This window comes from Mumia quercus (genome assembly GCF_025506335.1).
In the GTDB taxonomy this organism is placed as follows: domain Bacteria; phylum Actinomycetota; class Actinomycetes; order Propionibacteriales; family Nocardioidaceae; genus Mumia; species Mumia quercus.
The window spans coordinates 392,016-415,530 of record NZ_JANZYO010000004.1 but is presented as its reverse complement, the minus strand read 5'-3'; the positions used below and the strand labels follow the sequence as shown (position 1 = coordinate 415,530).

The 23,515-nt window shown below is 69.8% G+C and carries 21 protein-coding genes and 2 tRNA genes; 10 read left to right on the top strand and 13 right to left on the bottom strand.

From position 1 onward, the window contains the following. Positions 1–48: 48 nt before the first annotated feature. Entirely contained in the window at positions 49–1,863 is a 1,815-nt protein-coding gene (gene pknB, locus NYZ95_RS11355) for a Stk1 family PASTA domain-containing Ser/Thr kinase (protein WP_262851382.1), read from the top strand. A 307-nt stretch (positions 1,864–2,170) separates the two neighbouring features. Here the strand turns inward: pknB and NYZ95_RS11350 are convergent, their stop codons facing one another. Beyond that, a complete protein-coding gene (locus NYZ95_RS11350) occupies positions 2,171–2,467 on the bottom strand; it encodes a cell division protein CrgA (protein WP_262851380.1) in 297 nt (98 codons plus the stop codon). Positions 2,468–2,573: 106 nt separating this feature from the next. On the opposite strand from NYZ95_RS11350, the gene NYZ95_RS20430 reads away from it, so the two are divergent. Next, positions 2,574–3,317 (top strand): DUF881 domain-containing protein, encoded by a 744-nt coding sequence (locus NYZ95_RS20430; protein WP_262851379.1) that lies wholly within the window; start codon positions 2,574–2,576, stop codon positions 3,315–3,317. Positions 3,318–3,320: 3 nt separating this feature from the next. Here NYZ95_RS20430 and NYZ95_RS11340 read toward each other — a convergent pair whose 3' ends face one another. Together NYZ95_RS11340 and NYZ95_RS11335 are read right to left on the bottom strand one after the other, a co-directional pair. Then, positions 3,321–4,217 carry a rhomboid family intramembrane serine protease gene (locus NYZ95_RS11340; protein ID WP_262851378.1) on the bottom strand — a complete coding sequence of 299 codons (897 nt, stop codon included), beginning with the start codon at positions 4,215–4,217 and terminating at the stop codon, positions 3,321–3,323. Positions 4,218–4,227: 10 nt separating this feature from the next. Next, positions 4,228–4,752, bottom strand: coding sequence for a peptidylprolyl isomerase (locus NYZ95_RS11335; RefSeq protein ID WP_262851377.1), 525 nt, complete (start codon positions 4,750–4,752; stop codon positions 4,228–4,230). A gap of 174 nt (positions 4,753–4,926) precedes the next feature. Here NYZ95_RS11335 and NYZ95_RS11330 point away from each other — a divergent pair, with 174 nt between their 5' ends. Further along, positions 4,927–5,517, top strand: a complete 591-nt coding sequence (locus NYZ95_RS11330) for a hypothetical protein (RefSeq protein ID WP_262851376.1) — start codon at positions 4,927–4,929, stop codon at positions 5,515–5,517. 2 nt (positions 5,518–5,519) lie between these two features. Next, positions 5,520–6,296 (top strand): enoyl-CoA hydratase/isomerase family protein, encoded by a 777-nt coding sequence (locus tag NYZ95_RS11325; RefSeq protein WP_262851375.1) that lies wholly within the window; start codon positions 5,520–5,522, stop codon positions 6,294–6,296. 22 nt (positions 6,297–6,318) lie between these two features. On the opposite strand, the gene NYZ95_RS11320 is transcribed toward NYZ95_RS11325, so the two are convergent. From NYZ95_RS11320 to glyA, 3 genes are read right to left on the bottom strand one after another with little or no spacing between them, the layout of a single operon-like run. Beyond that, positions 6,319–6,675 (bottom strand): DUF3817 domain-containing protein, encoded by a 357-nt coding sequence (locus NYZ95_RS11320; RefSeq protein WP_262851374.1) that lies wholly within the window; start codon positions 6,673–6,675, stop codon positions 6,319–6,321. A gap of 23 nt (positions 6,676–6,698) precedes the next feature. Next, the gene (locus tag NYZ95_RS11315; RefSeq protein ID WP_262851373.1) at positions 6,699–7,583 is read right to left on the bottom strand and encodes an SURF1 family protein; all 885 of its coding nucleotides are present in this window, start codon (positions 7,581–7,583) and stop codon (positions 6,699–6,701) included. Further along, a complete protein-coding gene (gene glyA / locus NYZ95_RS11310) occupies positions 7,580–8,872 on the bottom strand; it encodes a serine hydroxymethyltransferase (RefSeq protein WP_262851372.1) in 1,293 nt (430 codons plus the stop codon). Before glyA ends, NYZ95_RS11315 begins: the two co-directional genes overlap by 4 nt. A gap of 274 nt (positions 8,873–9,146) precedes the next feature. On the opposite strand from glyA, the gene NYZ95_RS11305 reads away from it, so the two are divergent. From NYZ95_RS11305 to NYZ95_RS11290, 4 genes are all read left to right on the top strand, one after another. Further along, positions 9,147–10,742 (top strand): ABC transporter substrate-binding protein, encoded by a 1,596-nt coding sequence (locus NYZ95_RS11305; RefSeq protein WP_262851371.1) that lies wholly within the window; start codon positions 9,147–9,149, stop codon positions 10,740–10,742. 118 nt (positions 10,743–10,860) lie between these two features. After that, a complete protein-coding gene (locus NYZ95_RS11300) occupies positions 10,861–11,949 on the top strand; it encodes an ABC transporter permease (protein WP_262851370.1) in 1,089 nt (362 codons plus the stop codon). 10 nt (positions 11,950–11,959) lie between these two features. Further along, entirely contained in the window at positions 11,960–14,620 is a 2,661-nt protein-coding gene (locus NYZ95_RS11295; RefSeq protein WP_262851369.1) for an ABC transporter ATP-binding protein/permease, read from the top strand. Positions 14,621–14,674: 54 nt separating this feature from the next. Continuing rightward, the gene (locus NYZ95_RS11290; protein WP_262851368.1) at positions 14,675–15,454 is read left to right on the top strand and encodes an SGNH/GDSL hydrolase family protein; all 780 of its coding nucleotides are present in this window, start codon (positions 14,675–14,677) and stop codon (positions 15,452–15,454) included. Here NYZ95_RS11290 and NYZ95_RS11285 read toward each other — a convergent pair. Further along, a complete protein-coding gene (locus tag NYZ95_RS11285) occupies positions 15,451–16,023 on the bottom strand; it encodes a TetR/AcrR family transcriptional regulator (protein ID WP_262851367.1) in 573 nt (190 codons plus the stop codon). The genes NYZ95_RS11290 and NYZ95_RS11285 overlap by 4 nt on opposite strands. Before the next feature lie 34 nt (positions 16,024–16,057). Between NYZ95_RS11285 and NYZ95_RS11280 the strand changes: the two genes are divergently transcribed. Further along, positions 16,058–16,960 carry a DMT family transporter gene (locus NYZ95_RS11280; protein WP_262851366.1) on the top strand — a complete coding sequence of 301 codons (903 nt, stop codon included), beginning with the start codon at positions 16,058–16,060 and terminating at the stop codon, positions 16,958–16,960. A gap of 24 nt (positions 16,961–16,984) precedes the next feature. Here NYZ95_RS11280 and NYZ95_RS11275 read toward each other — a convergent pair. The 4 genes from NYZ95_RS11275 to NYZ95_RS20425 form a co-directional block, all read right to left on the bottom strand. Then, positions 16,985–17,060, bottom strand: a tRNA-Ala gene (locus NYZ95_RS11275). A 33-nt stretch (positions 17,061–17,093) separates the two neighbouring features. After that, positions 17,094–17,213: a DLW-39 family protein gene (locus tag NYZ95_RS11270; RefSeq protein WP_262851365.1), complete on the bottom strand. Its 120-nt coding sequence runs from the start codon at positions 17,211–17,213 to the stop codon at positions 17,094–17,096. A gap of 25 nt (positions 17,214–17,238) precedes the next feature. Further along, a tRNA-Ile gene (locus tag NYZ95_RS11265) sits at positions 17,239–17,313 on the bottom strand. A gap of 88 nt (positions 17,314–17,401) precedes the next feature. After that, on the bottom strand, positions 17,402–17,932 hold the full coding sequence (locus NYZ95_RS20425; RefSeq protein WP_262851364.1) for a DUF3566 domain-containing protein: 531 nt from the start codon (positions 17,930–17,932) through the stop codon (positions 17,402–17,404). Between the two features lie 40 nt (positions 17,933–17,972). Between NYZ95_RS20425 and NYZ95_RS20420 the strand changes: the two genes are divergently transcribed. Further along, positions 17,973–18,317 carry a hypothetical protein gene (locus NYZ95_RS20420; protein WP_262851363.1) on the top strand — a complete coding sequence of 115 codons (345 nt, stop codon included), beginning with the start codon at positions 17,973–17,975 and terminating at the stop codon, positions 18,315–18,317. Between the two features lie 304 nt (positions 18,318–18,621). Here NYZ95_RS20420 and gyrA read toward each other — a convergent pair whose 3' ends face one another. Both gyrA and gyrB read right to left on the bottom strand, forming a co-directional pair. Next, complete coding sequence (gene gyrA, locus NYZ95_RS11250) at positions 18,622–21,132, bottom strand: DNA gyrase subunit A (RefSeq protein ID WP_372500471.1); 2,511 nt, start codon at positions 21,130–21,132, stop codon at positions 18,622–18,624. A gap of 117 nt (positions 21,133–21,249) precedes the next feature. Continuing rightward, a complete protein-coding gene (gene gyrB, locus NYZ95_RS11245; protein ID WP_308212236.1) occupies positions 21,250–23,313 on the bottom strand; it encodes a DNA topoisomerase (ATP-hydrolyzing) subunit B in 2,064 nt (687 codons plus the stop codon). Between the last annotated feature and the right edge of the window lie 202 nt (positions 23,314–23,515).

Sequence of the window (23,515 nt, the reverse complement as noted above, 5' to 3'; positions counted from 1 at the left end):
CGCCGGGCCGCTATTTTTGAGCAGTTGCCTTGAAGGAAGCAGGAGACGATGACCGAAACGCCCACCGGCCCAGGTCAGGGCTACGCAGGGCCGCCGGGTGCGTACGGCCGCCTCGGCGACCGCTACGAGATCGGCGGCGTGCTGGGCAGTGGTGGCATGGCCGAGGTCCGCATCGGACGTGACCTCCGCCTGGGCCGCACGGTCGCCATCAAGCGGCTGCGCACCGACCTGGCCAGCGACCCCACGTTCCTCGCCCGCTTCCGTCGCGAGGCGCAGTCCGCGGCCGCCCTCAACCACCCCTCGATCGTCGCCGTCTACGACACCGGCGAGGCCACCGGGCCCGACGGCCACACGGTGCCGTTCATCGTCATGGAGTACGTCGAGGGCCGCACGCTGCGCGACCTGCTGCGCGAGATGGAGCGTGAGGGTCGCAAGATCCTCCCCGAGCGGACGCTCGAGATCACCGCGGACATCCTCGCGGCACTCGACTACAGCCACCGCGCCGGGATCATCCACCGTGACATCAAGCCCGCCAACGTCATGCTGACGCCGTCGGGCCAGGTCAAGGTGATGGACTTCGGCATCGCACGAGCCGTCGCCGACTCGTCGTCAGCCATGACGCAGACCGCGGCCGTCGTCGGCACCGCGCAGTACCTCTCGCCCGAGCAGGCTCGCGGCGAGACCGTCGACGCGCGCAGCGACATCTACTCCACCGGCTGCCTGCTGTACGAGCTGCTCACGGGGCGTCCGCCGTTCCAGGGCGACAGCCCGGTCTCGGTGGCCTACCAGCACGTCCGTGAGGTCGCCCCGCCGCCGTCCACGTTCAACCCCGAGGTCAGCCCGGCCGTCGACCGCGTCGTCGCGACCGCGCTGGCCAAGCGCACCGACGAGCGTTACCAGAGCGCCGCCGCGATGCGAGCCGACATCGAGCGCGTCCTTGCGGGTCAGCCGACCGCCGCCGCGGCCGCGCCGACCGCCCAGTACGCCCCGGTCCCGCCGGCGCCTGCCACCGAGGCGCTGCCGCCGGCCAACCTCCCGCCCGCGAGGGACGAGGAGGAGGGCCGGAGCAAGCGCTGGATCTGGGTCGTCTCCGCCCTCGCCGCCCTCCTCGTCATCGGTCTGGCCGCGTGGGGCATCCCGAAGCTGATGGGGGAGGACGAGCCGCCGGTCGACCTGGTGACTGTCCCCGACGTCTCCGGTAAGACCCAGGAGGCCGCCGAGCGCGAGCTCACGGGCGAGGCGTACGGGTTCAAGACCACCGTCAGCACGCAGCCCAGCTCCGACGTGGACGAAGGTGACGTCATCGCGACCAACCCTGCCGCGGAGCAGGAGGTCGAGAAGGGCAGCGAGGTCGAGATCATCGTCAGCGCGGGTCCTGAGCGGGTCGAGGTGCCGTACCTCGTCGGCAAGCGCCTCAAGGAGGCTCGAGCGGAGCTCGAGGCGCTGGGCCTGAAGTCCGAGGTGGTCCAGCAGGAGAGCGACTCGCCCAAGAACGAGGTCCTCAAGACCGACCCCGTCCCGGGTCAGGAGGTCGATCCCGGCACGTCGGTCACGCTGACCGTCTCCAAGGGCAAGACCGAGGTCCCGAACGTCGTCGGCAAGATGCGCGACGAGGCCGAGAAGCTGTTGCGCGACGCCGGGTTCGAGGTCCGGGTCTTCGAGACCGACTCCGACCAGCCGGCCGGCACCGTCCTCGAGCAGATCCCAGGCTCGGGCGACCAGGCGGACCCCGGGACGCAGATCGTCCTGACCGTCTCGCGTGGTCCCCAGACTCCCGACCCGGGCGGCCCCGGCGGCCCGGGCAGCCCGCCGACCGACGGTGACCCTGACGATCCGATGTTCCCCAACGGTGAGGACGGCTAGCGCTTCCTCCCGCTCATGAGGCCCCGAGTCCTTCTGGACTCGGGGCCTCGTGCGTTTCCGGCAGCCCTCTCGGGATCTCCACGCCTGTGGACGAAGGTGGGGACAGCTGTGTGGATCACGCAGGTCAGCGCACACAAGCCCGTTTTCCCCAGCATGTAGACGACGGATTCCTCCCGATACCTCCTCGTTTGACTACCCGCTCGGGACACGAAAAACCCCGGGTTCCGACGAACCCGGGGTTTCTTCCTCCACAGGGGTTTTCCCCAGTGTGGAGAACTACATCCGTGTAGTTAGCGCGCGGCGACGCTCACTCCCACTTCATCGCGAAGCCGAACGCGGCCACGATGAAGCCCATGCCGACGACGAGGTTCCAGCTGCCGAAGTCCTTCATCAGGGGGATCTCGTTGCCGGCGGTGTAGAACGCGACGATCCAGATCAGGCCGATCACGGCGCAGACGATCATCGCCGGTGCGGCCCAGCGGTTGCCGATCTTCACCGGCTTGACGGGCGTACGACGATCCGGTGCGGCGGCCTCCGCCGCGGCCTCACGCTTGGCAGGATTGCCCGACCGTGCAGCGGACTTGTTGGACTCGGCTTCGGACACGAGGACACCTCAGAGAGACAGGCGCCCCGGGGTCGGGGCGGCATCGGGCAGTTGGTTCTGTCGGCTAGCGTAGTCGGCGCACCGCGACGGAGAGAAGGAGAGCGTCGTGACCGACCAGGACGAGGGGCCCGCCAAGGCGCGGACACCGCTCTCGTGGCGTGTCGCCGTTCCCGTGACGACGGCGCTCGCGGGCGTCCTCTTCGTGACGAGCGCGATCAGCTCCGAGGGCGACGACCTGCGTCAGGAGACGACCGACCTGCCCACCCTCGTGGAGCAGCGTCGCGAGAAGGTCGCCGCGCAGCAGCAGGTCGTCGACGACCTCAGTGCGCAGATCGCCTCCCTCACCGACGAGGTCGACAACGCCGAGGTGGCGAAGGCCCGCAAGGAGACCCGCGCACTGCGGGCACCCGCCGGGTTCACCGAGGTGAGCGGGCCCGGCCTGCGGATCGTCCTCGAGGACGCACCCCGCGAGGTCGACGAGCCGGGTCTGGACCCCAACCTGCTGGTCGTGCACCAGCAGGACATCCAGGCGTTCGTCAACGCCCTCTGGGAGGGCGGCGCCACCGCGGTCACTCTCCAGGGCCAGCGGCTCATCTCGACGACGGGCATCAAGTGCGTCGGCAACACCGTGATCCTCAACGGCGTGCCGTACTCACCGCCGTACGTCATCGAGGGCGTGGGACCCGTCGACGACCTGTACGCGGGGCTTGCCCGCTCAGGGGCGGTGCAGACCTACCGCGACTACGCGGAGCGCTACCAGCTCGGGCTCGCGATCACGGCGAAGGACGAGGTCGTCGCGCCGGCGTTCTCCGGGTCGGTCGACCTGCAGCACGCTGAGGTGCTCGGTTGACCCTCAGCTGAGCTGCATCGTCCGGAGCACCGTCCCCGCGATGATGGCGGCCCAGAGCGCGCCGAACGTCGCGTACTGGATCAGCGTGCGGTGCGCACGAGGGGCGTAGGCGAAGACCATGCCGAGCACCAGACCGGTGAGGAAGCCGCCCAGGTGGCCCTGCCAGCTGATGTTGGGGAAGACGAACGTGATCGCCACGTTGATCGCGACCAGCGCGAGGAGCCCGCGCACGTCCTGACCCTGCTTGAACATCACCGCCAGCGCCATAGCGAAGAGCCCGAAGACCGCTCCGGAGGCCCCCAGCGTCAGCGAGTACGGACCGCTGAGGAAGTAGACGAAGACCGAGGCCCCGACGGCGGAGGTCAGGTAGGCGGCCAGGAAGCGCCACGTGCCGAGGTAGCGCTCGAGGACGGGACCGAAGAGGTAGAGCGCGTACATGTTGAACGCGATGTGCCAGATGCCGTCGTGCAGGAAGGCGCTGGTGATCATCCGCCAGTACGCGCCGTCGGCGACGCCGGTGTAGACGGTGCCGCCCAGCTCGAGCGGGGCCGAGGAGGGGAGGAGCGCACCCCACAGGACGAGCTCGCTGCGGCCGGTCCCCCCGGTGGCGTACGTGAGAAGGAAGGCGACGACGTTGAGGCCGATCAGGCTCAACGTCACGACGCCGGGCCTGCCCGGGACCAGGCCACCCCCGGCCGTACGGGCCTGACGCACCTGGGACTGCCCCTCGCGCAGGCACTGCGGGCACTGGTAGCCGACCGCGGCGTCGCGCATGCAGTCAGGGCAGATCGGCCGACCGCACCGCTGGCACGAGATGTAGGTCTCGCGCTCGGGGTGGAGGTAGCAGCGGGGCGGCACCGGCTGAGGTGCCGCCCCGGCGTCGTACGGGGAGTGGGTCATCGACGGCGGGTCAGGCCTCGTCGAAGACGACCGACTCGATGACGACGGGCTCCGAAGGACGGTCGAGCCGACCCGTCGGCGTGCTGCCGATGGCGTCCACGACCGCCTTGCTCGCATCGTCGACGACCTCACCGAAGATCGTGTGCCGACGGTTGAGGTGCGGCGTGGGCACGGTCGTGATGAAGAACTGCGAGCCGTTGGTGTTGGCGCCGGCGTTCGCCATCGCGAGGAGGTACGGGCGGTCGAACTGCAGCTCGGGGTGGAACTCGTCCTCGAACTCGTAGCCCGGGCCACCGGTGCCGTTGCCCTTGGGGTCACCGCCCTGGATCATGAACTGGTCGATGACGCGGTGGAAGATCGTCCCGTCGTAGAGGGGATCGTTGCGCTCGGCCCCGGTCTCGGGGTCCTTCCAGGTCTTGGTGCCCTTCGCCAGCCCGACGAAGTTCTCCACGGTCTTGGGAGCGTGGTTCGGGAAGAGCCGGAGGGTGATGTCGCCACGGTTGGTCTTGAGCGTGACGGTCGACTGGTCAGCCACGGTTGCCTCTCGTTCGGGTGTCTCTGCGTTCCATCCTCCCACGCAGCACCACACCGCGACGCGCAGTGGTGCACGCCTCACGTGTGAGCGCCGCGGTCGCGGGCACCGGCACAGTGACCACAGCGTCGGTACGGTGTGGACAAAGAGAACGCTGACCATGGGAAAGGGCTCACCATGTTGCTGCGCAAGAAGAAGTCAAAGAGCGAGGTGCTCGCCGAGCGCGCGAGTGAGATCTGGGAGAGCGCGTCCCAGTCGGTCGCCGATGCCGCTGGTTCGGTCGCGGGCACGGTCGGACCTCGCCTCGACGACGCGCGTGTGGCGGCGGCCCCCGTCCTTGCCGATGCTCAGGAGCGTGCCGTCGTGGCGACGGAGCTGTCGCGGCGGAAGGCGAAGAAGGCCAAGAAGCGTGCTGCTGCGCTCGCGGCCGTCGCGGCGACCGCCGCAGCGGCAAAGGCCGAGGAGCACGCCCACGACGACGAGCAGCCGAAGAAGAAGAAGAAGACGCACCGTCTGCGCAAGCTCGTCCTCGTCGCCGCCATCGGTGGTGCGATCGCGTTCGCGGTCAAGAAGCTGACGTCGGCCCCGTCAGGAGGCAGCTACACCCCGCCGCCTCCGCCGCCGGAGCCGGTGCGGCCCACGGGCCCGGCCACGGTGCCTGCTTCGCCCGCGGCGGCCCAGCCGCCAGAGGGTCAGGACGCGGACGCGCTCGCAGGTGCTGACGTCGACCCGCGCGACGACCAGCGTCCGGGGTCGGACAAGATCTGAGGGTGACCGTCACCCTCACGTACGAGCCGAGCGGCGCCGCGATCCTCACGTTCGCGGCGCCGCCGCTCAATCTCTACTCCCTCGAGCTGCACGACGCCTTCGAGGAGGCGCTCGACACGCTGGCGTCAGAACCACCCCGAGCGCTGCTGATCCGGGCCGAGGGCAAGGTCGTCTCCGGCGGTGTCGATGTCGCGCTCTTCGACGCGCAGACCTCCGCTGCCGACGGCAAGGCATTGTTCGACCGCATGCTCGCCCTCCCGCTGCGCATCGCCGCCCTCGACTACCCGGTCGTGTTCGCCGCGCACGCCCTCTGCCTGACGTGGGCGCTGGAGGTCGCGCTCGCGTGCGACATCATCGTGGCGTCGGACCGCGCGAAGTTCGGTCTCGTGGAGAAGGTCGTCGGCCTGACGCCGACCATGGGCGGCACGCAGCGCCTCGCGGCACGTGCCGGGATCGGCCGCGCGAAGGAGTTCGTGATGACCGGCGAGCTGTACGACGCCCCGACCCTCGAGCGGTGGGGTGTCGTCAACCGTGTGCACCCTGCCGACGCGCTGGATGCGGCGGTGACGGCGCTGGTGGACTCGCTCGCCTCCGGACCGACGCGTGCGCACGCGGCCACGAAGGAGGTGCTCCGCGCGGTGGAGCGCGGCGGCGTCGCCGCGGCGGACGCCGAGATCACCGCGATCGCGGCAGCGCTCTACGAGACCGAGGACATGCGGACGGCGATCCGGTCGTTCCTGACCGACGGTCCCGGCAAGGCGTCGTACGTCGGTCGCTGAGGACCTCGCCGCCCAGCCACGCCTACTTGGCGGCGGCCGCCTCGGCCTCGGCCTCGTACGTGGCCCACAGCTCACGGGTGTGCTGGGTGGCGCGGTGCTCGGCCCAGAACGACACGAACGGGATCGTCGCGAGCACCATCGTCGCGACGGTGAAGCCGACCGTCCAGCCGGCCTGCCGCGAGAGCACGGCCGTGATCACCAGCAGCACCATGTAGAAGACGCCGTGGATCGGCGAGATCGAGGCCGTGAACTCGCCGATGTCGTGCCACGTCGTGCCCTCGGGGACGACCATCTTGATGATCCAGCCGCCGACGACGGCGATCACGAAGAAGCTGACGACGAGGGCGAGGACGCGGTAGGCGGCGAGTGTCTTGGGCACGTCTTCGAGGGTACCTTCGGCGGTCAACGCCCCGAGCGGGACGTGTCGTCCACCGGCTGACGCTCGCGCTCGCGCCTGCGGGCCCGCACGGCCTCCTCTGCGGCGCGCTTGGCGGCGGGCACCCGTGGGGTCCTCGTCCCGGCGGACTCGCGGCGGATGTCCTGGCACATCCGCCACCACATGAAGAGGGCGAACGCGCCGAAGATCCACCACTCGATCGCGTAGAAGAGGTTGCGGATGCCGGCGGTCGAGTCGCTCGTCGGCTCGGGCACCGTCGCGGGCTCCAGGCCGGCGGCGTCGGCGGGCTCCTGGGCCGTCACCACGCCGTAGCCGCCGTACAGGTCGTACGGCATCTCGTTGACCAGCCGCGGGATGCGGATGCCGTCGAGGGTCCGGGTCTCGGGGTCGAAGCCGGACCCGCGCGGGTCACCGGCCTGCAGGACGGCCTCGACCGTCACCTCGCCCTCCGGCGTCGGGGGGAGCTCGCCAGCGTCGGGCGACCACCCGCGGACCACGAGCAGCGCCGGCGGACGCGCACCGGACCCGCCCTCGGCGCCGTCGACGACGACCGGGGCGACCAGCCAGTAGCCGGTCCGACCGTCGTGCTCCCGACCCTCGATCCAGACCTGCTCGCCGGTCTCGCCGTAGGTCCCGCGTACGGAGACGCGCTGGTAGTCGGCCGTCGTCGTGTACGGGTCGTCGGGGCCGAGCACGTCCTGCAGCGGGACGGCCTCGGCGGACGTGTGGTTGGCCGTCGCCTCGTCGCGCCGGTCGTCGTAGACCCCGATCTGCCACATCCCCATGAACGTCGTGAAGGCGACGGCCACCACGACGAGGACGTGGAGTCCCCAGAGGCGTGGTGACAGCCACCCCACGGCGGGGCGGGTGGCAGCGGACCCGGAGGTCATGCCAACGGTGCCAGCGACGGGTAGAGCGGGAAGCGGTCGGTGAGCACGGCGACGCGCTTGCGCAGCGCCTCGATGTCGGCGACCTCGGGCTTCAGCGCCTCGGCCAGGATGTCGGCGACCTCGCGGAACTCCTCCGCACCGAACCCGCGCGTGGCGAGCGCGGGCGTGCCGAGGCGGACGCCGGAGGTCACCATCGGCGGGCGGGGGTCGAACGGGACGGCGTTGCGGTTCACCGTGATGCCGACCTCGTGGAGACGGTCCTCCGCCTGCTGGCCGTCGAGCGTGGAGTGGCGCAGGTCGACGAGGACGAGGTGTACGTCGGTGCCGCCGGTCAGCACGCTGACCCCGGCTTCACGCATGTCGTCGGCGTTGAGGCGCTCGGCCACGATCTGCGCGCCCTCGATGGTGCGCTCCTGGCGCTCCTTGAACTCCGGCTGCGCGGCCATCTTGAACGCGACGGCCTTGGCGGCGATCACGTGCTCGAGCGGGCCACCCTGCTGACCGGGGAAGACGGCCGAGCGGATCTTCTTGCCGACCTCCTCGTCGTTGGTGAGGATGACGCCGCCGCGCGGCCCGCCCAGCGTCTTATGGGTCGTCGAGGTGACGACGTGGGCGTGCGGCACCGGGCTCGGGTGGAGGCCCGCGGCGACCAGGCCGGCGAAGTGGGCCATGTCGACCATGAGCTTGGCACCGACCTCGTCGGCGATCGCGCGGAACTCGGCGAAGTCGAGCTGGCGCGGGTAGGCCGACCAGCCGGCGATGATGAGCTGCGGACGGTGCTCCTGCGCGAGGCGGCGCACCTCGTCCATGTCGACCCGGTGCGACGTCTCGTCCACGTGGTACGCGACAACGTTGTAGAGCTTGCCGGAGAAGTTGAGCCGCATGCCGTGCGTGAGGTGGCCGCCGTGCGCGAGGTCGAGGCCGAGGATCGTGTCACCGGGCTTGATGAGCGCGTGCATCGCGGCCGCGTTGGCCTGGGCGCCGGAGTGCGGCTGGACGTTGACGTACTGCGCGTCGAAGAGCGCCTTCAGCCGGTCGATGGCGAGGTTCTCGGTGATGTCGACGAACTCGCAACCGCCGTAGTAGCGCTTGCCCGGGTAGCCCTCGGCGTACTTGTTGGTCATGACGCTGCCCTGTGCCTGGAGCGCAGCGAGGGGAGCGAAGTTCTCCGAGGCGATCATCTCGAGGGTGTCGCGCTGGCGCCCGAGCTCGGCGTCGATCGCCGCGGCGACCTCGGGATCGAACTCGGCGAGAGTCTGGTTCAGCGGAGAGTTCGGGGTGGTGGTCATCGAGCGGACTCCTCGGCGCGGCGACGGGCTGGGGGCGGTCGTCGCCCCGGTCAAGCGTAACCGGCGGGGCCAGACCGAGATCGTGCGCGTGGCCACGCCCGGGGGACGAAGCGGTTGGTAACAGTCGCATGAAGGTTGCGGAGCGCGCCTAGGTGCTGACCGGGACCCAGGAGTAGCGTGCCCAGCGGCTGTCCGCCATCCGGACAACCTCCCTGACGAGGCCGTGGACGACGGAGATCCTCCGGTGCGGCCGCTGCGAAACGAGGAGAACGACGTGAAGAAGCTGAGAGCAGCAGCCGCTCTCGCGGGCGCCACGGCTCTTGCCCTGGGTGCATCGGCATGCGGCGCCGGCAACAACAGCGACGACGAGGGCTCCGGCTCGGGAGACAGCCTGGTCGTCGGGACCACCGACAAGGTCGTCTCGATCGACCCCGCCGCGTCGTACGACAACGGCTCGCTGATGGTCCAGACGCAGGTCTACCAGTACCTGCTGAACTTCCCCGAGGGCGAGACCGAGCCCCAGCCCGACGCGGCGGAGAAGTGCGAGTTCGACACGCCGACGACCTACACCTGCACCATGAAGGAGGGGCTGAAGTTCGCCAACGGCAACCCGCTCACGGCGCAGTCGGTCGCGCACTCCTTCCAGCGCATCGTCGACATCGAGGACCCGAACGGCCCGGCCTCGCTCCTGGTCAACATGGCCAGCGTCGAGGCGAAGGACGACAAGACGGTCGTCTTCACCCTCAAGACGCCGAACGACCAGACGTTCCCGCAGGTCCTCGTGACCTCGGCCGGCCCGATCGTCGACGAGAAGACGTACCCGGCCGACAAGGCGCTGACCGATGAGGAGGCCGTCGAGGCGCAGGGCTTCTCCGGCCCGTTCACGATCGGCAAGTACCAGAAGGGCCAGCTCGCGGAGTTCAAGGCGAACGACGACTACGACGGCGCGTACGACGACGCCAAGGTCGGCTCGGTCACGCTGAAGACCTACACCGACAGCAACAACCTCAAGCTCGACATCGAGAAGAAGAACATCGACGTCGCGTGGCGCTCGCTCACCCCGACCGACATCGAGAGCCTCGAGGGCACCGACGGCGTCACCGTCCACAAGGGCGCCGGCGGCGAGCTGCGCTACATCGTGTTCAACCTCAAGACGATGCCGGGCGACAACGACGCGCAGAAGCTGGCGATCCGCAAGGCCGTGGCCTCGTCGATCGACCGCGACGCGATCTCGGAGCAGGTCTACAAGGGCACGTACGTCCCGGCGTACTCGCCGATCCCCGAGGGTCTCCCCGGCGCCACCGAGGCGTTCAAGGAGGTCTACGGCGACAAGCCGGACAAGGCCGCCGCGCAGAAGTTCCTCAGCGACGCGGGCGTGAAGACGCCGGTCACGATCAACCTCCAGTACAACCCTGACCACTACGGCGGCAGCTCGGACCAGGAGTACAACGAGGTCAAGCGCCAGCTCGAGGACACGGGTCTCTTCAAGGTCGACCTCCAGTCGGCCGAGTGGACGACCTACAACGAGGAGCGGGTGAACGACGCGTACCCCGTCTACCAGCTCGGCTGGTTCCCGGACTTCCCGGACGCGGACAACTACGTGACGCCGTTCTTCGACAAGGGCAACTTCATCGGGAACCACTACGAGAACCCGGAGATGACCGCCCTTCTCGCGGCCGAGCGCACCGAGCCCGACAAGGCCAAGCGTGAGGAGCTCCTCGGCCAGGTCCAGCAGCTCGCCGCCGAGGAGATCTCGACGCTGCCGCTGCTGACCGGAGCGCAGGTCGCCGTCGCGACCGACGACGTGAAGGGCGTGGAGAACACCCTCGACGCGGCGTTCAAGTTCCGGCTGACGTCGCTGTCGAAGTGACCGGACCCGCGGTCTGAGCACCACCGACTGAGCAGGGGGCGGGTCCCGGTCGTGACCGGGTCTCGCCCCCGCTCGTCTCTCTCGCACCACCACAGACACTCTTGGAAGGTTGAGCCTGATGGCGACGACCGAGCTCCTCACCGGGTCCGAGCAGCCGGAGGCGCCCAGCGCCCCGCGCCGGTCCGGAGGCATGAGCCCGCTGACCCGCTACCTCCTCGTCCGGGTCGCCCTGGTGATCCCGATGATGTGGATCCTCGTGACGTTCGTGTTCTTCTTGATGCGGGTGATCGGTGATCCGATCAGTGCCGCGCAGGGCGGACGGCTGACGCCCGAGCAGATCGCGGAGCGCAAGGCGGCCGCGGGTCTCGACGCCCCGCTCCTCCAGCAGTACTGGGACTACCTCACCGGCATCCTGCGCGGAGACTTCGGCACGGCGATGACCGACGGGCGCCCGATCTCCGACGTCCTCGTCGTCAACGGCGCCGCCACTCTCGAGCTGGCGTTCTGGGCGCTGCTCGTGGCGTTCTCGCTCGGCATCCCGCTCGGCCGCCTCGCAGCGCGGCACCGCGACGCCTGGCCGGACGCCGTCCTGCGCATCTTCTCGATCCTCGTCTACGCGGCCCCGGTGTTCTTCGTGGGCCTGCTGCTCAAGCTGGCGTTCGTGCCGCTGGGGCTGCCCGTCGCCGGGCGCGCGAGCACGTCCGTCGAGCTGGCGCTGCAAGACGTCGAGCCGCAGACGCACATCATGATCATCGACGCGATCCTGTGGGGCGACCCCGCGTACGTGTGGGACGTGCTCAAGCACGCGATCCTCCCTGCGATCGCGCTCGGACTCCTCACCGGCGGTGTCTTCCTGCGGCTGGTCCGGGTCAACCTGATCCAGACGCTGCGCACCGACTACGTCACGGCGACCCGGGCCCGCGGCATCGCCGAGCGGCGCGTGGTCCGCAAGCACGCGTACCGCAACGCTCTCGTGCCGGTCGTCACCGTCATGGGCCTTCAGGTGGCGCTGCTGCTCGGTGGCGCCGTCCTCACCGAGACCACGTTCGAGTGGCAGGGTCTCGGCTACACCCTCGCCGACTACCTGGTGAAGCGGGACTTCATCGCCGTCCAGGGCATCGTCACCGTCATCGCGCTCGTCGTCGCGGTCTCCAGCCTGCTGATCGACGTCATCGTCGCGTTCGTCGACCCCCGTGTGCGGTTCTGAGGAGGCCCTGATGTTCTCTCTGCTCAAGTCCACCCGCGGTCTCCAGCGCGGCATGCTCGTCGCCGGCATGGTGCTGGTCGCGGTCTTCCTGATCCTCGCCGTCTTCGCCCCGTGGCTCGCGCCGTACGGGTTCAACGAGACCCGCGTCGACGGCGTGCCGTTCGGCACGCAGCAGCCCCCGTCGGCCGAGCACTGGTGGGGGACCACGGTCGGCGGCCAGGACGTGCTGTCCCGCGTGATCTACGGTGCGCGCACGGCCGTCGTGGTGATCGTGCTCGCCGTGCTCTTCTCGCTCGTGATCGGCGTCCCGCTCGGCCTGCTGTCCGGCTTCCTCGCCGGTCCGGTCGACCGGATGCTCGTCCTCGTGATGGACGCGCTGTACGCCTTCCCGTCGCTGCTGCTCGCGATCGTCGTCGCGATCGTGGTGGGCGGCGGTTCGTCCGGGGTCGTCGGCGGCGTCCTCGCGGCGGCGATCGCGCTCACGGTCGTGTTCATCCCGCAGTACTTCCGCGTCGTCCGCAACGCCACGCTCGCCGTCAAGGTCGAGCCGTACGTCGACGCCGCGCGCGTCGTCGGGACGCGGACGCCGCGCATCCTGTTCCGCCACATCCTCGCCAACGTCCGCCAGTCGGTGCCGGTCATCGCGACGCTCAACGCCTCCGAGGCGATCCTGACGCTCGCCGCGCTCGGGTTCCTCGGGTTCGGGATCGAGCCGTCGTCGGCGGCCGAGTGGGGTTACGACCTCAACAAGGCGATGTCCGACGCGACCAACGGCATCTGGTGGACCGGCGTCTTCCCCGGCATGGCGATCGTGCTCATGGTGATGGGCGTGACGCTGGTGGGCGAGAGCCTCAACGACGTCCTCAACCCGCTCCTCAAGGCGCGCGGCGCAGACACCACCACCTCCGACGAGGAGGAGATCAGCGCCGAGTACGCCGAGGCCGTCGCCTCCGAGGGTCTCGACGAGGACGTCGCCGAGGAGGCCGCCGCCGTCGACGCCGACGTACGCCGCGTGGCGACGCTCAGTCTCACCGACCTGGCCGTCACGTTCCAGACCAGCGGCTCTTCGGTCCGAGCCGTCAAGGGCGTCAGCTTCGACGTGGCGCCGGGCGAGGTCGTCGCGGTCGTCGGTGAGTCCGGCTCCGGGAAGTCCGTGACGTCGCGGGCGGTGATGGGCCTGCTGCCCGACACCGCGAACGTGTCGGGGTCGGCGCTGCTGCGCACGGGCGGCGACGAGTCGCGCGAGCTGATCGGGATGCCCGAGCGCCGCCTGCGCTTCGTCCGCGGTGACGAGGTGTCGATGATCTTCCAGGAGCCGGGGACGGCGCTGGACCCCGTCTACACCGTGGGGTGGCAGATCGTGGAGATGCTGCGCACGCACCGAGACATCTCGAAGAAGGACGCGCGCCGCCGTGCCGTGGAGCTCCTCGAGCTGGTCGGGCTGCCGGATCCGGAGCGGCGCGTCGACTTCTACCCGCACCAGCTGTCGGGCGGGCAGAAGCAGCGCGTGATGATCGCGATGGCGATCGCGCTGGAGCCCGACGTCATCGTCGCCGACGAGCCGACGACCGCCCTCGACGTGACGGTCCAGGCGGCGATCATCGAGCTGCTGCTGGACCTGCGCGACCGGCTCGGCACGGCGATCGTGCTCATCACCCACAACATGGGCGTCGTCGCGGACGTGGCGGACCGCGCCGTCGTGATGTACCGCGGCGAGATCGTGGAGCAGGCGCCGGTGGAGCGGTTGTTCCGTGCGCCTCGGCATCCGTACACCCGACGGCTCCTCGAGGCCGTCCCCCACCTCGGCCAGGGCGCGGGAGCGCCGGCGGTGGCAGACGACGCACCTCCGGTGCTCACGCTGCAGGGGGTCACCGTCGAGTTCGCCGGCCGTCTCGGTCAGCCGTCGTTCCGGGCGGTCGACGATGTGGACCTCCTGATCCGGCGGGGCGAGGTTCTCGGCCTGGTGGGGGAGTCCGGCAGCGGCAAGTCGACCCTCGGTCGTGTCGCCGTCGGCCTCCAGAAGACGACCGAGGGCACCGTCCTCATCGGTGACCAGGACATCACCACCCTGTCGGACCGCCGCCTCCGGTCGCACCGGGGTCGGTTCGGCTTCGTCTTCCAGGACCCGGCTGCCTCACTGAACCCGCACATGACGATCAGCGAGTGCGTCGCCGAGCCCCTGAAGGTCCAGAGCGACCTGTCGGCGGCCGACCAGCGCGCCAAGGTCGCGACGCTCCTGGACCGTGTGCAGCTGCCCTCGGCGTACGCGGGACGCTACCCGCACGAGCTGTCGGGCGGACAGCGCCAGCGGGTCAGTCTCGCCCGGGCGCTCGCGCTCGACCCCGACCTGCTCATCGCGGACGAGCCCACGTCCGCGCTCGACGTGTCGGTGCAGGCCAAGGTCCTCGAGCTCTTCGCCGAGCTCCAGCGGGAGCTGCAGTTCGCGTGCCTGTTCATCACGCACGACCTCGCCGTCGTCGACGCCCTGGCGAACCGGGTCGCGGTGATGCGGCACGGGCGGATCGTCGAGGAGGGCACCCGCGACGAGGTGCTGCGCGCCCCGCAGGCGGAGTACACCCGCCAGCTCATCGCCGCGGTCCCGGTCCCGGACCCTGCCGAGCAGCGCCGTCGGCGCGAGGCACGAGGAGCGCTCCTCGCCGACGCGGAGTAGAGCCGGGAGGTCGACCCGCAGGGGGACGGGTCGGCCTCCCTCTACGCTCGGGTGATGAGCACGTACCAGCGCTTCGTCGCCCTTGGCGACAGCACGACCGAGGGGATCGGCGACACCCCGTACGCCGACGGCAGCCCGCGCGGGTGGGCCGACCGGTTCGCCGCGCTTCTCGCCGAGCGCTCGCCGGACGCCACGTACGCGAACCTGGCCGTGCGCGGCAAGGTCACGCATGAGGTCCACGAGGAGCAGCTGGCGCCCGCGCTCGCGCTCGAGCCGGACTTGGTCAGCATCCTCGTCGCGATGAACGACCTGATCCGGCCGCGCTTCAGCGCCGACGCCGTCGTCGGTCACGTCGACGCCATGGTGGGAGCGCTGCGCCGGCAGGGCGCGACCGTGCTCCTGATGACGTTCCCCGACCTCTCCGGCGTCTCGCCGGTCGGCCACCTCGTACGCGGGCGGGTGAGCGCGCTCAACCGTGGCTTCCGGGCGGTCGGGGCCCGTCACGGGGCGCGTGTGCTCGACATCGCGACGGTGCCGTCCGCCGGCGATCCCCGGGTGTGGGCCGACGACCGGTTGCACCTCAACCCTGAGGGGCATGCGCTCCTCGCCCGCGCGATGGCGGCGACGGCGGGGCTCGCAGGCGTCGACGAGTCGTGGCGCGACGCGCTGCCTCCGCGTCCTCTCCGCGGGCGTCGCGAACGCTTGGCGACGGAGGCCGCGTGGTACGGCACCCACGTCGGACCGTGGCTCGGACGACGGATCACCGGCCGCTCGTCGGGCGACGGGCGTGGGGCCAAGCGACCCGAGCTGGGCCCCTTCGCGCGAGAGGACTAGCCCGCGGCGAGGATGCCGCGCGCCAGCTCGCTCGCGCGCGCGAAGGCGTCGTCGACGACGTGCATGCCGACCGTCACGAGGGCGCCTTCGTGCACGAGCATCAGGCTCCGCGCGGTGTCGAGCGGCGAGGCGGCGCCCGCGTCGGCGGCGATCTGGGTGAACAGGTCGAGCATCCACTGCTTCTGGCCGCGGATCACCGCGTACGCCGGGTGGTCGGGATCGCTGATCTCGGCGTGCGCGTTGATCACGGAGCAGCCCTTGCCGCCTCGCTCGTCGGCCCATCGGGCGGAGGCGTCGAACACCGCCTGCAGGCGGTCGGCGGGCGCGGGGCCGGCGGCGTCGAGCATCGGCGCGAGGAAGCCGCGCCACCGGCGGTCCCGGTCGGTGAGGTACGCGGCGACCAGCCGGTCCTTCGACCCGAAGCGGTCGTAGAGCGTCTTCTTGGTCACGCCCGCGCTCCGGGCGATCGTGTCGACCCCGACGGCGTGGATCCCGTGCGCGTAGAACAGCGCGTCGGCGGCGTCCAGCACCGCGCGCGCCTTGGGCGTCCACTCGACCGTCTCGTCCACCCCTCGACTATACAGTTCGGTATAGTCGGGTCGGATGGCTATACCGATCGGTCTACCTCGACGTTCGACCGTCGTCACCGTCGTGTGGGGAGCGGTGTTCGTGGTCTGCTGGTCGTCCGGCTTCATCGGCGCGAAGCTTGGCGCCTCGGACGCCCCTGCGACCACCGTGCTCCTGTGGCGCTTCCTCCCGCTGGCCGTGCTGCTCGCCCCGCTGCTCCTGCGGCAAGGCCGGCGCGATGCGCACCCGGTGGGGTGGGGCCGCCAGGTGCTGATCGGTGCGCTGTCGCAGTCCGGCTACCTGCTGGCGGTGTACGCCGCCGTGGCGCTCGGGGTGAGCACGGGGACGACCGCACTGATCGACGGCATGCAGCCCTTGGTGATCGCTGCGCTCGTCGGCCCGCTCCTCGGGATGGTCGTGACCACGCGGCAGTGGCTGGGGATGGGCGTCGGCCTCGTAGGCGTCCTCGTCGTCATCCTCGCCGACGCCTCCGCCCCGATCACCGACGCGCCGGCCTGGGCGTACGCCGTGCCGTTCGCGGGGATGCTGTCGCTCGTCGCGGCGACCGTCCTCGACCGCCGTACGACCGACCGACCCACTCCGCTGACCGCGCTGGCCGTCCACTGCGTCACCAGCGCCGCCGTCTTCGCCGCGCTCGCGGTGGGCACCGGGACGGCGGCTCCGCCGGCGTCTGCGCAGTTCTGGCTGGCGACCGCCTGGCTCGTCGTCCTGCCGACCTTCGGCGGGTACGGCCTCTACTGGTACCTGCTCGCGCGTACCGACGTCACCGCCGGCAACGCGCTCCTCTTCCTGGTCCCCCCGGTCACCACGGTGTGGGGAGCGGTCATGTTCGGCGAACCGTTCACGGTCCTGACCGGCCTCGGCCTCGGTCTGGCGCTCGCCGCTACCTGGGTGGTGACCCGCGAACGGGACCGGTAACGGAAAGAACCTTGCATCGTCATGTGGTGGAGCTGAGGGGACTCGAACCCCTAACCCCCTGCTTGCAAAGCAGGTGCGCTACCAATTGCGCCACAGCCCCGCAGACCGCGGGCGTGGGACGCCCGGGAGCTGGTCAGACCTTGTCCGTGGCCTCGGCCCAGAGCTGCTGCTCGTTGCGGCCGGCCTTCTTCTTCTTGTTGACCACCGCGAAGAGACCTGCTGCGGCGATGGCTGCGATCACGAGCTTCTTCATCCGACTCTCCTCAGGGTGGGGTACGTGGGCCTAACAGGACTTGAACCTGTGACCTCTTCCTTATCAGGGAAGCGCTCTAACCAAGCTGAGCTATAGGCCCCTTCTCACCGAACCGGTGAGCCGACGGAGACTTTACCTGGTGCCTGGCGGCCATCCCAAACCGGGGTAGGCCACCAGGCCCTGCAGGCTCAGTCGTCCTCGGCGAGCGTGACCTCGAACCCGCCGAGCAGCTGCGCGGCGAGGTTGTAGAGGAACGCGCCCACGGTCGCGAGCGCGGTGATCAGGATGACGTCGATCGCCGCGATCACGATGGTCAGGCCGATGATCCGGCCGAACCCGACGTACTCGCTGATGTCGAAAGCGTTCGCGTTGTCGTTCAGCACGGTCGCGACGCTCTGGTTGATCGCGTCCCAGACGCCGGCTGCGCCGAGCACCGCCCACACCAGGACGACGGCCACGACCGAGACGATGCCGATGGCGATCGCCAGGGCGAACGACATCTTCATGACCGACCACGGATCGACCCGGTAGACGCGCAGGCGGGCCCGCCGCGTGGCCGACGTGGCCGGCTTCTTGGCCTCGTCCTTGGGCGCCTCCTCGTACGGCTTCGGACGACGCTTGCGCGGGCGCGCCTCGGTGTCGACCGGGGCGACGGCGGGCTGGCGCTTCGTCTCGGACGCACGCGCCTCGGCCTCGGCGATCGCACCGGCCGTCGGCACCGGGGCCTTCGGACTGGGCGACCCGCTCGGGGCCGGCTTGGTGGCCGGCTTCGTGACGGGCGGCGGCGTCGTCTTCGCTGCCGGTCGGGTCGTCGCGTCGCTCGTCGGCGAGGCCGTCGGCTTCGTGACGGGCGCAGCCGACTTGCCGGCGGCCGACGTCGGGGCGGAGGTCGAGTCCTTCGCCGCAGGCGTCACCGCAGGCTTGGCCGACGGACTGGTCGGCGTTGTGGTCGGCGTCGAGGGCTTTGCCGCAGGGGCGTCCTTCGCCGGTGCGGTCGGCTGCTGCCGCCCCGCTCCCATCGGAGGTGCCGCAGGTGCCGCGGGCGGCGCAGGGGACTGTGCAGGTCCGGCCGGCCTGCTCTGCGGGTTCGGCGCAGCGGGCTGACCGTTGGCGGCCTGCCGGTCACGTGGGGCCGGCGCGCCGGGACGGCTGGGCGGCGTCGCGGCAGGACGCTGCGAGCCGCCGAGCGGCTGCTGCCCCGAGCGTGCAGGCGGCTCACCGGAAGGCGTCGACTGCGCCCCGGACTGGGGGCGGGGGGAGGTCTCCGACGGCTTCGCGCTCGTCTGCCCCCCGTTCAGGCTCCCCGGAGTCGGCTGGGCAGGTCGCCGCGTGCCGCCGTTGACGGCACTTGTGTCGGGCGCACTCTGCCTCGGCCGCTGCGGAGCCGCGGGGTTCGGCTTGCGGTCCGTCATTCTTCCTCCTGGGCGTCGGGGGGTGTGGTCTCAGGCGCCGTTGCCTCGACCGTCTCCTCGGCGTCGGACTCGTCGACTGTATCCAACAGTGTGGAGTTCTCCTCGTTGCGCGCAAGGGCGACCACTTCGTCGTCCCCCCTCACACCGACGAACTTCACGCCCATGGTGTCACGTCCGGTCTGAGTCACGTCAGCGACTCGGGACCGGGTGACCTGGCCGCTGGCCTTGATCGCGATGATCTCGTCGTCGTCGTCGACCACGAGCGCCCCGACCAGCGTCCCGCGCTCGTCCTGGAGCTTCATCGCCTTGATGCCGAGGCCCCCGCGACCCTGCACACGGTACTGAGCGACCGCGGTCTTCTTGGCGTAGCCACCGTTGGTGGCGGTGAAGACGAACTGGTCTTCCTCGTCGGCGTCGCTGCGGATCACCGACATCGAGAGGAGCTCGTCGGCGTCGCGGAACTTCATGCCGGTGACGCCCGAGGTCGCCCGCCCCATCGGCCGCAGGGTCTCGTCGTCCGCGGTGAAGCGGATCGACTGCGCACGGCGGGAGAACAGCACGAGGTCGTCGTCGGGGCTGACCAGCTCCGCGCCCACGAGCTCGTCGTCGGGATCGCGGAAGTTGATCGCGATGACACCCGCCTGCCGAGGGCTGTTGTAGTCGGCGAGCCGCGTCTTCTTGACCAGGCCGTGCTTCGTCGCCAGCACGAGGTAGGGCGACTGGTAGTAGTCGCGGATCGCCAGCACCTGCGCGATCTGCTCGTCGGGCTGGAACTGCAGCAGTCCGGCCACGTGCCCGCCCTTCGCGTCACGCCCCGCCTCGGGAAGGTTGTAGGCCTTCTCGCGGTAGACCCGGCCGGCGGTGGTGAAGAAGAGGATCCACTGGTGGGTCGTCGTGGAGAAGAGGTGGTCCACCACGTCGTCCCCGCGCAGGGTGGCCCCTCGCACGCCCTTGCCGCCTCGACGCTGGACGCGGTAGAGGTCGGTCTTGGTGCGCTTGACGTACCCGCCGCGGGTGATCGTCACGACCACGTCCTCGTCGGGGATCAGGTCCTCCATCGACAGGTCGCCGTCGGCGGGGATGATGCGCGTACGACGGTCGTCACCGAACTTGTCGACGATCGCAGTGAGCTCCTCGGCGACGATCCTGCGCTGGCGCGTGACGTTGGCGAGGATGTCCTTGTAGTCGGCGATCTCGGCCTCGATCTCGGCGAGCTCGTCGATGATCTTCTGGCGCTCGAGGGCCGCCAGGCGCCGCAGCTGCATCTCGAGGATGGCGCGGGCCTGGATCTCGTCGATCTCGAGCAGCCCGATCAGGCCGTCGCGGGCCTCCTCGACGGTCTGGCTCCTTCGGATGAGGGCGATGACCTCGTCCAGCATGTCCAGCGCCTTGACGAGCCCGCGCAGGATGTGCGCGCGCTCCTCGGCCTTGCGGAGCCGGTACTCGGTCCGGCGCCTGATGACCTCGACCTGGTGCTCGACCCAGTTGCTCACGAACTGGTCGAGCGTGAGGGTGCGCGGCACCTCGTCGACGAGGGCGAGCATGTTGGCCGAGAAGTTGGTCTGGAGCTCGGTGTGCTTGTAGAGGTTGTTGAGGACGACCCGTGCGATGGCGTCGCGCTTGAGCTCGACCACGAGGCGACGTCCCACGCGCGAGCTGGACTCGTCGCGCACGTCGGAGATGCCCTGGACGCGGCCGGAGTTGACCAGATCGGCGATCTTCTGGAGAAGGTTGTCCGGGTTGACCTGGTACGGGAGCTCCTTGACGACGAGCTGGATCCGCCCCTTGCTGTCTTCCTCGATCTCGACGACCGCGCGCATCGTGACCGAGCCGCGGCCGGTGCGGTAGACGTCCTCGATCCCCTTCGTCCCCACGATCAGCCCGTGGGTGGGGAAGTCGGGACCCTTGATCCGCTCCATGAGCGCCTCGAGCAGCTCCTCGCGGGAGGCGTCAGGGTGCTCCAGCGACCAGATGGCGCCGTCGGCGACCTCGCGGAGGTTGTGCGGCGGGATGTTCGTCGCCATCCCGACCGCGATGCCGGCCGAGCCGTTGACGAGGAGGTTCGGGATGCGCGCCGGCAGCACCGTCGGCTCGAGCGAACGACCGTCGTAGTTCGGCGTGAAGTCGACGGTCTCCTCTTCGATGTCGCGGACCATCTCCATCGCGATCGGCGCCATCCGGCACTCGGTGTACCGCATCGCGGCGGCGTCGTCGTTGCCGGGCGAGCCGAAGTTGCCCTGGCCGTCGACCATCGGGTAGCGCAGCACCCAGGTCTGGGCGAGACGTACGAGGGTGTCGTAGATCGCCGTGTCACCGTGCGGGTGGTACTGACCCATCACGTCACCGACGACGCGGGAGCACTTGCTGTAGCCGCGGTCGGGCCGGTAGCCACCGTCGTACATCGCGTACAGGACGCGGCGGTGGACCGGCTTGAGGCCGTCGCGCACATCGGGCAGGGCGCGCGCGACGATGACGCTCATCGCGTAGTCGATGTACGACCGCTGCATCTCGGTCTGCAGCTCGACGCGCTCGATCCGCTCCGGTGGAGTGGGGGTCTCGGTCACGAAAGGATTCCTTCGTACGGGTCAGTCGGTGGATTCACGTGAAACAACGGGTGCCGTCCGTCAGATGTCCAGGAAACGGACGTCCTTGGCGTTGCGCTGGATGAACGCGCGCCGCTGCTCGACGTCCTCGCCCATCAGCACGGTGAAGATCTCGTCAGCGTTGGCCGCGTCGTCGAGGGTGACCTGGCGCAGGATGCGCTGCGCCGGATCCATCGTGGTCTCCCACAGCTCGTGGTCGTTCATCTCACCGAGACCCTTGTAGCGCTGCACCGGCGCCTCCTTGGGCAGGCGTCGACCGGCCTCCTTGCCGGCCTCGAGCAGCACGTCGCGCTCACGGTCGGAGTACGCGAGCTCGGCCGGCGCGTTGCTCCACTTGATCTTGAACAGCGGCGGCTGCGCGAGATAGACGTAGCCACCGTCGATGAGCGGCTTCATGAAGCGGAAGAGCAGGGTGAGGAGGAGCGTCGAGATGTGCTGACCGTCGACGTCGGCGTCGGCCATCAGGACGATCTTGTGGTAGCGCAGCTTGTCGATGTCGAAGTCGTCGGTGACACCGGTGCCGAGGGCGGAGATGATCGCCTGGACCTCGGCGTTCTGGAGGATCTTGTCGATCCGCGCCTTCTCGACGTTGAGGATCTTGCCGCGCAGCGGGAGGATCGCCTGGATCCGCGGGTCGCGACCGCCCTTGGCGGAGCCACCGGCGGAGTTGCCCTCGACGATGAAGAGCTCGCACTCCTCCGGGTTGCGCGAAGAGCAGTCGGCGAGCTTGCCCGGCAGGCCCGCGCCGCCCAGGAGGCTCTTGCGGTTGCGGGCGAGGTCGCGCGCCTTGCGCGCTGCCATCCGTGCGGCGGCGGCGTCGATGCTCTTGCGGACGATCAGCTTGCCCTCGGCAGGGTTCTGCTCGAACCACGCACCGAGGTGGTCGTTGGTGACGGTCTGGACGTACGACCGCGCCTCGGTGTTGCCGAGCTTCGTCTTGGTCTGGCCCTCGAACTGCGGCTCGGAGAGCTTCACCGAGATGATCGCGGTGAGCCCCTCACGGATGTCGTCGCCGGAGAGCCGGTCTTCCTTCTTCTTGATGAGGCCCTGGTCCTCGGCGAACTTGTTGACCGTGTACGTCAGCGCCGACCGGAACCCCTCCTCGTGCGTGCCGCCCTCGTGGGTGTTGATGGTGTTGGCGAACGTGTGGACCGACTCGGAGAAGGACACGTTCCACTGCATCGCCAGCTCGAGGCTGAGACCGGCGTCCGGGTTCTCGGACTCGAACGCGATGACCTCGCGGTTGAGCGGGGCCCGGTTGCCCGTGTTGATGTGGTGGACGTAGTCGATGAGGCCGTTCTCGTACTTGAAGCGGCGCTCCATCGCCCCCTCGTCCTTGCCGCCGGTCGCACTGTCGGCAGCCGAGATGTCGTGGGCCGCCTCCGCGCTCTGGAGGGCCTCGGCGACGTCACCGGCCGACTCGCGCTCGTCGCGCACGTTGATCTGGAGGCCCTTGTTCAGGAACGCCATCTCGCGGAAGCGCGTCGCCAGCGTCTCGAACGAGTAGGTCGTCGTCTCGAAGATCTCGTCGCTGGCGTAGAACGTGATCGTCGTCCCGGTCTCGTCGGTCTCCTCACCCTGCTCGAGCGGGCCGTCGGGCACACCGTACGTGAACGACTGCCGCCAGACGAAGCCCTCGCGGCGGACCTCGGCGTACAGCTTGGTCGAGAGCGCGTTGACCACCGAGACGCCGACGCCGTGCAGACCGCCGGACACCTTGTAGCCACCGCCGCCGAACTTGCCGCCCGCGTGGAGAGAGGTGAGGACCAGCGTCAACGTCGGGATCTTCTCGACGGGGTGGTCCTTGACCGGGATGCCTCGACCGTTGTCGACGACCTTGATGCCACCGTCGGCGAGGAGCGTGACCTCGATGGTGTCGCAGAAGCCGGCGAGCGCCTCGTCGACGGAGTTGTCGACGACCTCGTAGACCAGGTGGTGGAGTCCGCGCTCCCCGGTGGAGCCGATGTACATGCCGGGGCGCTTGCGGACGGCATCGAGGCCTTCGAGAACCTGGATGTCTCCGGCGTCGTACGACGCCGAGGAGTCTGTCGGGCGGGTCTGTGGAGTGGGGATCGACTCGCTCACAGGTGGGTGGCCTCCATCGTCTCGAGAACTCAGGTCGCGAACTCGCAGGCGTCCCGACCTGCGTGGTCGCCGGGTGGCGAGAACAGACGGGACACAACCGGTCCAGTGTACCCGGCAGAGCGCGTCAGACGAGCCAGAGCGCGTCCGCGAGCGGGCCGCGGGGACGCTGCGACCCCTCTGAGAGGCCTCAGGTGCCCTCTGT